The following is a 12,299-nucleotide window of genomic DNA, read 5'->3' on the forward strand; positions in this document are numbered from 1 at the left end:
AAACAGAAGTAAAAGTTGAAAGTTGAAAGTTGAAAGTTGAAAGTTGAAAGTTGAAAGTTGAAAGTTGAAAGTTGAAAGTTGAAGACTAAAAGCCTAATCCCAAGTTTCAATAGTTTTCATTAAAGCAGATATCATTTTTGATAACTGCCTAGACTCTTCCATCCAAGTCCGTACTTTTACCTCAATGCCTTTAACTTTTAAAGCTATGCTTATTTGCTAACGCGCCAGCAAGCAAGGCGCCTACAACAATAACACCGCAATTATACAACTGAGCTGTAGGCGTAAAGTTTGCGCACGCACAAAAAAAACCTAAACGCGCCAGCAAGCAAGGCGCCTACAACAATAACATCGCAATTATACGGCTGAGTCGTAGGCGTGAAGCTTGCTCACGCACAAAAAACACTAATTTCAACTATAAGCCTTTCACCTAACTGCTATTCTTTTAATCAATCACTACCAAATAAATCACGAGTATAAACTTTGTCAGCAATATCACTGAGCTCTTCAACCATACGGTTAGATACAACAACGTCAGATATTTGCTTAAACTCGTTTAAGTCTTTAATTACACGAGAGTGATAAAACTCATTTTCTTCAAGCACTGGTTCGTAAACTACAACCTCAATACCTTTAGCTTTAATGCGCTTCATAATGCCTTGGATGGCAGAGGCTCTAAAGTTATCAGACCCTGTTTTCATTACTAAACGATACACACCAACCACTTTAGGGTTGCGCTTAATTATTGAGTCTGCAATAAAGTCCTTACGCGTCGTATTAGCATCAACAATTGCACTAATGATATTGTTTGGTACATTTGCATAATTTGCACGTAGCTGCTTAGTATCTTTTGGTAAGCAGTAACCACCGTAACCAAACGATGGATTATTGTAATGGCTACCTATGCGAGGGTCTAAACTAACACCCTGTATAATTTGCTTACTGTTTAAGCCATGTGCTTCAGCGTAGCTATCAAGCTCATTAAAATAAGCAACACGCATTGCTAAGTAAGTGTTTGAGAACAACTTAATAGCTTCGGCTTCAGTTGAGTCAGTAAAAAGTACTTCAATATCTTCTTTTATAGCGCCTTGTTTAAGTAAGTTAGCAAACACACTTGCACGCTCACCTAGTTCGCCAACTACAATACGTGATGGGTATAGGTTATCGTGCAGTGCTTTACCTTCACGTAAAAATTCTGGCGAAAATATTAAATTACTAATACCAAGCTTTTCTTTAATATCTTTTGTAAAGCCAACAGGTATGGTCGATTTAATAACCATAACTGCATTTGGGTTGTGCGCTATGACATCTTTAATTACAGCTTCGACTGAGTTTGTATTAAAGTAATTATTTTCTACATCATAATCGGTTGGAGTCGCAATAATTACAAAGTCAGCATTTCTATAGGCAGCTACTTTGTCGGTAGTTGCTGTAAAATTTAAGTCACTACGTGTTAAAAACTCACTAATCTCGGTATCAACAATCGGTGATTTTTTATCGTTCAAAAGCACTATTTTTTGCTCATCAATATCTAATGCAACCACTTTATTATGTTGTGCTAGAAGCATTGCATTAGAAAGGCCTACATAGCCTGTTCCAACAACGGTGATATTCATAATTAATCCTTAATTTTTTGTGTTAACTTGATTACTACGATTTAATATTACTCATTTTTAATGGGGTAAAAAAATATCGCAGTATGAGCTTGTAATTTTATCTACGCTAAGAGAATAAACAGAATTTGGGGTTGTACCTATTTTAACCCAGTTACTTTGACATTGAGTAAAACTAAAACCAAGCTTATTAAAGCCAAACTCTAGAAATTGCTGCTTAGTTATATAAATATCTAAACCAGAAGATATGGCATCAACTAAGGTGTGCGGTACACCTTCACCGTAACCTTCTGGCTGCAAAAAAGCCCCTCCACAAGAAAATATATTTGATTGTTCAACATACCCTGTAACTTTTGGTTTAAATCGTTCTAAAATACTATCTTTAGTACAGGTATCGGAGCAACCAACTACTACTAGCTCAAAGTCATTATGAAGAGACAAAAAATCATTCACGCTGTTTGCTATTTTTGTTAGTTTCTCATCTCTAGATATAATTATTATTTTTTCTTTGCATGAACCTATAAACTTTGGACTCCCTCCTGAACCGGGTACCCAATATATATTCTTAAACTTAGAGTGACGCCTAAAATATCTAAAATCTAAATAATTTTGAAAAGTAATTTTTTTCTTTTTATTTATTTTCATCAAAAAAAGCCAAAACATTCTAAATGACTGACTTCTCTTATAGCGTCCTAACCCATTAACTATGATTCCTGCTTTCTTCCAGAATAAGCACATTAGTAGGGTATTAGATTTTAAATTAGAGCTAATAATCATACGACTACAGAAAATAACTTTAATAAGCAAAAATATAAAAGAAACCGGCCCATCAAAAAAACCTTCTGATCTGACTATGTATGACTTTGATTCTAAGTAACCGATTAAATCAGAACGGTATCGTGCGTTAAACTTTTTTTGATCATTAATTAAATATATCATGTCAGCCTTAATTAAAATGCTTAACGATCACTGCTGGATTACCTGCATAGATTCCATTACCTTCTAGCCGCCCTCTAACTACTGAGTTAGCAGAGACTATTGAGTTATCACCAACATAGCTCCCGGGTGTAACTACGACATTTGTAGCAAGCCAAACATCATCTCCGATAACAATACTTTTTGGTTCATCAACTTCACTTAATCTCTTGCTTAACTCTATTGAATGCCCATTATTATCAATGATTACACAACCAGCAGCCATTAAAACCCTAGAGCCTATTGTGATACTTTTTCTCACATGAAAACTAACCCCATGTATTCTAGAAAAATTCCCTATTGACAATTCAGCATTATCATGTAATACAATTTTGGTTTTTGAATGCATATTTATATGATATCCATAATTAGAAGAGTTTATTAAAACACTTTTCCCTAAACTCAACTTTGCACTTTTATGCACCTCAAATATTGGAACACTTCTAAATTGAACCCCCTCAGAGAGGTTTATGTTTTTTGAAAAAAAACAAAAGGACTTGAATATACGACCAAAAAATCTAGATGTTACTAAAAATAAAATATTATGCATTTATGATCCTACATTTGCCTTATTTAGTTCAAAAATTAATAAACTGAATACTAAAATCACGTATAAAGTAAAAAGTAAAACACTATTAAACAAAAATAAATTGAAAACTTGTGCTGCTAATAATAAGTTAAAAGTAATAAATAGTAATAAAACGAATCGAATTGAAAAGTTAATTTTAAAATGATGCGACCATTCAAATTTAGTGCTACTTTTAAGATAAGACCACACAAACAAAATAATTTGGTTTATCACTCTGAATATAACAAAAAAAACTGGCCCAACACTGACTAATGTTAGAAGATATCTAAAGTGTAACGATGTTACTTGCCGTAATAAGCTATACAAAAAATAACTCGGAACCTCAGGTAAGTTTTTCGGTGAGTTATATATATAAACTAATAGTCTTATGTGAGTAGCAGCTAAAAGAACATACAGTAAGTATTCGAAGCCTAAATAATACGCAAAAAAGACGCCTATTAATGCAAATATATTAAAAACACATTCATATACTTGATTTGTTTTCCTCTCTCGTCCAAAAGCATAAAATGAACTTAATATTTCACCAATAAATATTAAGAAAATTATTAAAACCGAATAAACATAGCCTATAGGTACTAAAATAAAACATGCTAAAAAAAAGAACGATAAATTCGTTCTGTTGTAAATATAAGCATACAAGAGTGTAATAATTGGTAAAACACCCTCAAGCACAAAAAAGGTTAAAAACAGCTCATCCGAGTAAAAAATAGCGGCAACCAAAATAGAGTACAGTAAGCGTAAAACTCTATTAGATATAAATACTATTTGCCCTTGAAATAGTTTTGATAGACTGTATTCCATCTAAATCCCTCTGAATACTCTCTTAAGTCATAGCTTTTTGAACTATTATTGATAGCACTTTCAACTTTATTACTAAGAGACTTCATGTCACCTTCTTCTACCAATGCAGATGGTGATATAACAACTTCACGTATTGCACCTGAGTCATAAGCAACAACGGGCGTAAGGCGAGAATAAGCCTCGATAATAACTCTACCAAACTGCTCTGACCATGGAACAGAAACTAATCTTTTTATAAAAGGAACATCCTTACCATCACTTTTCTTAGAAGGCATCACCAAACAAAGAGAGCGATCTAAAAAACTAATTAGACTATTCCTATCCATCCAATCTAGAAATTCAATTGAGGGGTATTTGTTTTTAAAAAAAGATATATCAACTAAATCGGCCCTGCCACCTACAGCAACAAAGTGTACGTCAGGATACTTTTCACTTAACTTCTCTGCCACTGTCAAATAATCACTAAAACCTTTTCTCTCAATAAAGTGCCCAATAAAAAGTACTGTATCTCGCTTATCAATGCTTACTTCGCGAGTATAAAAATCCTCAGGAACACCATTTGGTAAAACATCCAATGTTTTTAATTTATAAAATTTTTCAGAAAAACCTTTAGACAAATTACTCACCGGAAATGTCTCTACATTATTATATCTCGAAAACCAGAGTACGAATTTAAAAATGAGCGGAAGTCTAAACTCTAAGTTTTGAGCCGCTCGGCAAGTTATACGTATTTTTCTTTTTGAAAAGAAATTTATCAAGCAGCAAACGAATACTGAAAAATAAGTTGGTTCACCTACTACATGAACTCTCTCAATATTGTTCTCAGATATTATTCCCTTCAACTTAGAGTAAGAAGGGAGCCATAAAGCACTTCTACCAAGCATCTTTCTCAAAGTCTCACTAGAAGAGCTTATATTTAAGCCAAAATCAAACTTATTATCTCCGATAACAACTATCATTCCATCATTATCACACGCCCTAAGGAACCCCTCAAAACCATTTTGGTAGTTAGGATCAACTAATACTAATTCTTTATTCATTTAAAATTTTCTCATCTCTTTCATTGAGTAACAGAGCCAAAAATAAAAATATTGCCCATACACCATCTCTATGTGAGTCAATAGAGCTCATTAATATAAATGCAACCAAACCGATCGCATAAAAACATTTTTTTGAAGAATTCAAAGCGCAAATTAAAGTAGCTAATAAAAGTAAAACTCCGATTACTCCTGTGTTGTAGAGAACAGTTAAGTAAAAATTATGAAAAATTCCAGAGTGCTGTATTACACCTTTACTTCCCATTCTAACTGTAAACGAGTCGCTACCAAAGCCATGCCCAAAAAAAATTTCAACCGGAGACTTAGATATACTATTCAACACATAGGAAGGTTCTGCAACTCTATATCCGAGCAGATAAGTATAAATTGAGGTACCTATAAACATATTTGTAATGTAATAGAGTAAAACTATACCAAGAACGCCTGCAAAAAGTATAAATATTGGCCTTTTGAAGTAACTGATTAAAAGTACACCTACAAACCTTATTCCCGTAAAATTAAGTAATAAAAGAAGGAAAAATGTTTTAAGAAAGTGGCCTATCCTATAGTTCAACAGCAATAAAACCGATGTTAAATGCCCAACGACATAGCCTCCATTAACTGACTTATTACCATCGTAAAGCGTAAAATAAAGAATCAATTCAAAAGATAAAGCTAATATTATGTGAATGAACTTACTTTCCAGCATTAATTTACTGGTACGAATAAAAAAGAAGGTCAAAAGGTAGCTAAGCCAGAACCCAAAATACATAATTGATGTTTCAGGAGATAAATCTCCCCAATAAAAACTTAATAATGAATAAAAAAAATATAGATAGATGGCTAAATCAACTTTTGTAACCCTAATATTTCTATCTTTTATGATACATAAAACCACCGCTAAAATTAAAAATAGTAGTTTTAATGGGAAATATGTACTAATACCCTCAGACAAAGGATTCAAAGCAGGTACTAATATTATAGAAAACCAAAAAAAATGGAGATAATTTAACTTCAATTTATATTACCTATTAAAAAAATCATTCACTTTCAAAAGTCCTGGATTTCATATGTTTGACAGCTTCAGGACAATTAATACGAACAAAGTTTCTCAAGTATTTCTTTTTATCACGCAAATCAAATACTGAAGTATTTTGATCATAAGATGCTAAAAACAAGTCATCACTATAAAATGGAGAATAAACATCTTCGGACAACAGATATTTATCTTTTTCTCTAAATTCGATCAGCACTTTAAAGAATATAGCTTGCATAACCAACTCTCTATCATAGTTTCTCAGTTGTTCTGATATATATAACATTATTTTTTCTGAGTATTCTAATCTACAGAGCTCAAATATTTTATTTTCGGTTCTTGAAAAAAGTAATTTAAGATAATAACTAAATTTTAAAAATGCATTAGTGTCTAATTTATTTTTACTTCTAAAATTGAATAACCCCAACCACTTAGATAACCTAAAAAATGTATTTTGGGGGTTAGCAAATAGAGTTGTATCAGCATATTGGCCATCGATAACTAAAACATTATCACTATCAGATTTAGCTTTATTAATTAGGACGTTAATGATTGGGGCGGCTACATCGTTAGGTAATCTATTTTTTTTTGTAAAAAACTCACTCAGGCTTTTTTCTAATTCGCTTTTTGATATAGTTACCTCTACATATTTAACGTTATACTTCTTACAAATAATTTTTGTCGACTTTAAATCTTCTGAATTGGACTTTGTTAGACCGCAAACGGCTTCAAGTTCAACTAATGGGAAGTATTTAGCTATTAAAAGAAGTAAATAATTACTATCAACTCCACCACCACAAAGAACACTTATTTTTGAATACTTCCCTTGCTGAAACCTGGACTTTATTTTAGATAGAATAAATTCATCTATATTATTAAGTGTAATTCGACTGTTATAAGAACTAGCAAGGAGCCTACTTACGCTATCTAATTTGGCCTCGGCAAATTCAGCTGGCACGAACTTGCCTCCTGTAGCATCAATGAATTGATTAAATCTTCCACTTTCATTCATACAATATTAACGCCCCATTCCGAATAAAACAGTTTTCACTGTTAACAATAATATTTTGATATCAAGTAATGATGTGTGATGTTTAATGTAATATATGTCGTACTTATGCTTCCAAACTGCATCTTCAACAGATGCGCCATAAGGATAGCTAACTTGGGCTAACCCAGTTACACCAGGCTTTACTGCATGCCTAAAGCGGTAGTATGGTATTTCTTTTTCTAGATCTTCAATAAACACCTCACGCTCAGGCCTTGGACCTACTATCGACATAGTGCCTTGTAATACGTTAATAAGTTGCGGTATTTCATCGATGCGTGTTTTGCGTATAAATTTACCAACTTTAGTAACTCGGGCATCATTCTTGGATGCCCATTGCGCACCATTTTTTTCAGCATCATTTCGCATTGATCTAAATTTATAAACTTTAAACTCTTTATTATATTGCCCTGTCCGCTTTTGTTTAAATAATATTGCGCCAGGACTTTCCAACTTAATCAATAAGGCTGCAACAAATGAAAACGGGATAGTAATAATTAAAAGTAAAACGGCGCAAACTATGTCAGTAATGCGCTTTGTAATTTGTGTACGTTTATTCGATAAGATAGAAAATGCTTTTTGATGTAAAAAATAGCTACTATGAAGTAAGCGGACTTCAGTGTACTTAAGCCTATCATCTAGGTAGCTAACTAGAGGTTCAACCCATGCACCACATTCCGTGGCGTTAACTAAAAACTTACGCTGTACTTTTGTTAAGTGAGCACTTTGGTAATGACATATAACTTTTTTTGTAAAGTCATTTATTGTGTAGTCGTTAATGACTATATCAAAAGAGTAATCATCAATTATTGCCTCAATTACCTCAACACATTCTTTTGGACAAAATACATAAATCACAATCTGCTTAAGGGCTTCTGATTTAGACTTAAAGCTATCAGTAATAAAAATAGGTTCAAGTGCATCTAAATTACTAGCAAGTGACTGGGCTTTGCTTGCTTCACACACTTCGTCAAGGAGCATTTTTTTACCTTTCATTTAAATTACTTATCCGATTTATATTCGTAATTATAGTAACCATAATAACCATATGCATTACTTGCTTTTTTAATTACACCGTTAAATACAACACCTTTTACGTCTATACCATTCTGTTCAAAACGATTACGTGTTAGCTCTATTTCTCGCACATGGTTTTGGCCAAAACGTGCAACAAGCAAAGTGGTGCCTGTATGCGCGCTTACTATTGCAGGGTCGGTTACTGCAAGTATTGGAGGGGTGTCGATAATTATAATGTCGTAAGCGGCGCTTACTTCTTCAACTAATTTACTAAAGTTGCTATGCATTAATAGCTCTGAAGGGTTTGGCGGTATTTGACCGCGCGTAATAACACTCAAACCTTCAACCTTGGTTGGTTTAGTAACTTGTTCTAGGTTTAAACGACCCGATAGGTAATCACTTAAGCCATCGTCCCAATTTAAACCAAACTGTGTTTGTAAGTATCCTTTACGCATATCTGCATCAATAATAAGTACTTTTTTACCGCTTTGTGCAAGCACACTTGCTAAGTTAACCGATATAAACGATTTACCTACGCTTGGGCTTGGACCCGATATAGCAATAATGTTGTTTTTAGCTTCCATCATCGCAAAGTGCAAACTGGTACGCAGGCTTCTTAATGCCTCAATTGCTAGGTCTGCTGGGTTATCAAGTGCGAGTATACTTTTAGGCTTGTTCGTTTTATTTTTACGAGCTCGCTCAGCAAAGCCACTTAGTTTATCCTGATAATCTGAGTGCGGTACACTTGCGTATACAGGTAAGCCTAGCGCTTCAATTTCGCTTGGGTCTTCAACGCCTTTATGCATTGCTTTTTGTATAAGCACAATTGCCACAGCTAACATACCACCTAGCAATGTTGCCATTACCACTATCAATGCTTTTTTAGGCTTAACTGGCTTGCTAGTATTTACCTCGGCGTAGTCAATAATACGTACGTTACCTACGGTGCCTGCGCGAACTATATCAAGCTCTTGTGTTTTACTAAGTAATAATGTGTAAATTTGGTTACTTACCTCAACATCGCGTTTTAAGCGTAGTAGCTCTTGTTGAGTTTCTGGTAGGTTACCTACCTCACCTACCAGTTCTTGTTTTTGGCTTTCAACCGCATCTATTTGCTCAAGTATACCTTGGTATGAAGGGTGATTTTTTTTAAACTTACGACCAATGTCTAATCGTTTTAGGTTTAGCTCTTGTAATTTAGTTTCAAGCTTTACAACTTGCTCAAGCACGCCTTGGGTCTCAAGCGTTATGTTTATTGACTGGCGTTTTATTTGGTAGTCGTTAAAGCGTTGCTCTGCGTATTCAAGCTGTTTTTTAATTTCAGGTAATTGCACTTCTAAAAACTCAAGTGACTTTTGGGCTTCAGCGCTGTTGCGCTCAACGTTACGGCGTACATAAATAGCTGCTACCTTATCAAGTACTTTTTCGGCATAGCTTGGTTTAGTGCTTTGTAGGCTTAGGTTTATAATACCGGAGTCTTTACCTTTTTCGCTTGCGCCAATTGCAGTTTGCAAATCTAAAATAGTATTAAGGCGATCTTTACGGGTAATTGTAAATTCTGTACCTAGGCGTGCATTTAAAGTACGAATGGTTAAGTTAAATTTACCATTTGTAAGTTCCTCGCCTACTTTACCCGATAATATTTGCTCACCGTCACCATTTAAAAGTGAAAGGCTATTATTAGCTTGCGCTACCAAAGTAAATGTTTGATTTACTGCTGTACGCGGTACATCAAATCTAAATACATTTATGCTCTCGCCGCCCCATGCGTAGCTACTTGCGCCAAAACTTGGCTCGGCTAAGTCGCCATCTTCCATTGGGCTAAAAGTACGATAAGCTCGGCTACCTATAAACGGAAATAGTTTAGGCTTTGCTATTATATCAAGCTTTAAAGTGTCTACTGCTTCACCTATTATGCTGCGCGATTTTAGTAGCTCTATTTCGGTTATTGCAGCCGATGTACTTTCGAACATGCCTGCCATATCGTCAAAACCAGGAACTGATGCGCCGCCATCTTCAACTTGTATCATGGCTGTTGCTTGGTAAACAGGGGTACTTAATACAGCATAAATAACACCTACAAACATAAACAGTGCGGTTACGGCTACTATAAAATATTTGCGATCGAGTAATGCACCTAGTAGCGCCATTAAATCAATTTCTTGCGTTGGTTGTTTATTGTTAGTGCTTTTATTATTAGCGCTATTAGCGCTGTTATTCGGCTGGGTATTCATTAAATTAGCCATTCCTTATAAATACTTTTGCCAAGCGCTACACGCGCTGTCGATTAATGTGTAAACGTGTTCAAAAGCCTCTTGGCTTTGGCGATACGGGTCTGGTATTTCGGCGTTATTAATCCACTTACCGAGTAAAAACGTTTTACCGCGCGCCTCTGGGTAACGGGCATGTACGTCGTTTAAATGGCGTTCTTCCATTACGAGTATTACGCTGTTTTGCGCTACTAAGCTTGATGTAAGCTGCTGGCCTTGGTGTGCATCCATATTAACGCCATGTGCGAGCGCTATTTGTTTTGCTTTTGCATCTGCTGGTTTGCCTTCAAGTGCTGTTAAACCAGCAGACGATACTTTAATATTTTTGCCTTCAAGCTTTTGCTTTAAAACATACTCACCGGTTGGGCTGCGGCAAATATTACCTGCACACACCACTAAAACTGAATCAAACATTTTTAAAAACCCTTAGTTTGATGAAATATCGTCTAAGCTATCAACCGATGCTACCGACGGTAATAATAAACTTATTACACGGTTCCAACGGGCAAGTGGTGCCGATGTTACGTATACAATATCGCGCGGCTGTAGCTCAAACTGCTCAGCTAATACCATTGCTGCTATATTTTTAGCGTGTAATTGGTATACGTTTGCAATAACACCGGTTTGCTCTACGTCACTTTTACGCAGTACAAATACACCGTTAGCATCGGCTGTATTTTCGTTTAAGCCGCCGGAGTCGCTTAGCGCTTCGGCCAAGTTTAAACCATAACGGTTAAGCGTTACTGAACCTGCTTTTTTAACATCACCTAATACAAATATTTTTTGTGCATCGTTACGGTTTACGTGCACTATGTCGCCATGTTGCAGTAAACGGTTTTGCGAAATGTCACCATGGGCATAAAAGTCATCAAGTTTAATAACTTCTGTTTTGTTGCCACGGGTAAATGTTACTGTGCGCCAATCGGCTGCATCAGTTAAGCCGCCCGCTTGGTTTAGGGCATCAATTAAGGTAAGTGGAATTTCTGTTACTGGGTATACACCTGGCTTGTTTACTTCACCGGTAACGTAGGTTTTTTGGCTTCTAAAGCCAACTACTTTTACGTCTACTTGAGGGTCTTCTATTACTCGGCTTAGGCGTTTAACAAGCTCGTTACGTACTTGGCTTATTGTTTTACCTGCTGCGGGTATATTTGGTGCGTAGGCGTAAGTAATGGTGCCGTCTCGTTGTACTCTAAAGCCGTCAAACTCTGCGGTACGTTGTACTGCTGCCGGTATTGTTAGCTCTGGGTGATCCCATACGCCTATTGTTAGTACGTCGCCAACACCTAGTTTGTATTCGTAGTTACTTACGTTTAAACCATCGGTGCTTGAAATTGGTTTAGCTGCTATACGCGCTTGATTTTGTTTGTTTATTAGTAGCGAGTCGATTATTTGAATGTTTACTTTTTCGAGATCTTGTTCGAGGTTTTGTGTTTGCTCGCCTGAGTCTATACCTTCAAAGTGACTGCCTGGTACTATTGTACAGCCGGTCATGCTTAGTATTGCGAGTATTGATGCGAGTGATTTACAGCTTAACGCCATTGTAGAATCCCAAAATTATTTTAAATATTGCACTTACTCACCAACCTTGGTGAGCACTTGTATTTTAGCCGACTAATTAAAGCATGTGCACTATTGTGAAGCAATAGTCTTTGCTTTGTAAAAGCTTTGTTACTAAGTTTTTAATTAGCACTGAAATTATATCAGTATTTTCATAAGGTCTTTATGAATAAATTTAATTGATAGCCGTTTTTAGCAAAACACTTAACGCATTCATCACCAATTGCAAAAAGAGAAGCGAATGAGGAGTAAATGAGAAGCCATTTAAACAAGTGCTTTATGGCTGCTTACTTCTCTAAAGCGCAGTGTGCTCTTAACCCTTTTGTGAATAAGCCCTATTACGAGCTTTGCTCGTC

10 protein-coding genes are annotated in these 12,299 nt (G+C 35.4%); all 10 read right to left on the reverse strand.

Going from position 1 to position 12,299, the window contains the following annotated elements; all coding sequences use genetic code 11:
- Window positions 1–446: 446 nt before the first annotated feature.
- A complete protein-coding gene (locus CXF64_RS15320; protein ID WP_101217435.1) occupies window positions 447–1,613 on the reverse strand; it encodes a nucleotide sugar dehydrogenase in 1,167 nt (388 codons plus the stop codon).
- A gap of 57 nt (window positions 1,614–1,670) precedes the next feature.
- Entirely contained in the window at window positions 1,671–2,549 is an 879-nt protein-coding gene (locus CXF64_RS15325; protein ID WP_101217436.1) for a hypothetical protein, read from the reverse strand.
- Between the two features lie 7 nt (window positions 2,550–2,556).
- Window positions 2,557–3,135 (reverse strand): acyltransferase, encoded by a 579-nt coding sequence (locus tag CXF64_RS15330; protein WP_101217437.1) that lies wholly within the window; start codon window positions 3,133–3,135, stop codon window positions 2,557–2,559.
- Window positions 3,136–3,935: 800 nt separating this feature from the next.
- Window positions 3,936–5,015, reverse strand: coding sequence for a glycosyltransferase family 4 protein (locus tag CXF64_RS15340; RefSeq protein ID WP_101217439.1), 1,080 nt, complete (start codon window positions 5,013–5,015; stop codon window positions 3,936–3,938).
- Entirely contained in the window at window positions 5,008–6,030 is a 1,023-nt protein-coding gene (locus CXF64_RS15345) for a hypothetical protein (RefSeq protein ID WP_101217440.1), read from the reverse strand. The genes CXF64_RS15340 and CXF64_RS15345 overlap by 8 nt, the downstream gene beginning before the upstream one ends.
- A 22-nt stretch (window positions 6,031–6,052) precedes the next feature.
- Window positions 6,053–7,060 carry a hypothetical protein gene (locus tag CXF64_RS15350; RefSeq protein ID WP_101217441.1) on the reverse strand — a complete coding sequence of 336 codons (1,008 nt, stop codon included), beginning with the start codon at window positions 7,058–7,060 and terminating at the stop codon, window positions 6,053–6,055.
- A gap of 6 nt (window positions 7,061–7,066) precedes the next feature.
- Entirely contained in the window at window positions 7,067–8,077 is a 1,011-nt protein-coding gene (locus CXF64_RS15355) for a sugar transferase (RefSeq protein ID WP_101217444.1), read from the reverse strand.
- Window positions 8,078–8,097: 20 nt separating this feature from the next.
- Window positions 8,098–10,347: a polysaccharide biosynthesis tyrosine autokinase gene (locus tag CXF64_RS15360; RefSeq protein ID WP_101217442.1), complete on the reverse strand. Its 2,250-nt coding sequence runs from the start codon at window positions 10,345–10,347 to the stop codon at window positions 8,098–8,100.
- A 15-nt stretch (window positions 10,348–10,362) separates the two neighbouring features.
- Entirely contained in the window at window positions 10,363–10,797 is a 435-nt protein-coding gene (locus CXF64_RS15365) for a low molecular weight protein-tyrosine-phosphatase (protein WP_007582278.1), read from the reverse strand.
- Between the two features lie 12 nt (window positions 10,798–10,809).
- On the reverse strand, window positions 10,810–11,925 hold the full coding sequence (locus tag CXF64_RS15370; protein ID WP_101217443.1) for a polysaccharide export protein: 1,116 nt from the start codon (window positions 11,923–11,925) through the stop codon (window positions 10,810–10,812).
- Window positions 11,926–12,299: the final 374 nt, after the last annotated feature.

Source organism: Pseudoalteromonas sp. GutCa3, from assembly GCF_002836155.1.
GTDB lineage: Bacteria > Pseudomonadota > Gammaproteobacteria > Enterobacterales > Alteromonadaceae > Pseudoalteromonas > Pseudoalteromonas arctica.

What these genes read in the sequence shown, in the direction of transcription:
- CXF64_RS15340 (WP_101217439.1), bottom strand. Translation starts at nt 5,015, where the DNA reads ATGAATAAAGAATTAGTATTAGTTGATCCTAACTACCAAAATGGTTTT.
- CXF64_RS15355 (WP_101217444.1), bottom strand. Translation starts at nt 8,077, where the DNA reads ATGCTCCTTGACGAAGTGTGTGAAGCAAGCAAAGCCCAGTCACTTGCT.
- CXF64_RS15360 (WP_101217442.1), bottom strand. Translation starts at nt 10,347, where the DNA reads ATGAATACCCAGCCGAATAACAGCGCTAATAGCGCTAATAATAAAAGC.
- CXF64_RS15320 (WP_101217435.1), bottom strand. Translation starts at nt 1,613, where the DNA reads ATGAATATCACCGTTGTTGGAACAGGCTATGTAGGCCTTTCTAATGCA.
- CXF64_RS15370 (WP_101217443.1), bottom strand. Translation starts at nt 11,925, where the DNA reads ATGGCGTTAAGCTGTAAATCACTCGCATCAATACTCGCAATACTAAGC.
- CXF64_RS15365 (WP_007582278.1), bottom strand. Translation starts at nt 10,797, where the DNA reads ATGTTTGATTCAGTTTTAGTGGTGTGTGCAGGTAATATTTGCCGCAGC.
- CXF64_RS15325 (WP_101217436.1), bottom strand. Translation starts at nt 2,549, where the DNA reads ATGATATATTTAATTAATGATCAAAAAAAGTTTAACGCACGATACCGT.
- CXF64_RS15350 (WP_101217441.1), bottom strand. Translation starts at nt 7,060, where the DNA reads ATGAATGAAAGTGGAAGATTTAATCAATTCATTGATGCTACAGGAGGC.
- CXF64_RS15330 (WP_101217437.1), bottom strand. Translation starts at nt 3,135, where the DNA reads ATGCATAATATTTTATTTTTAGTAACATCTAGATTTTTTGGTCGTATA.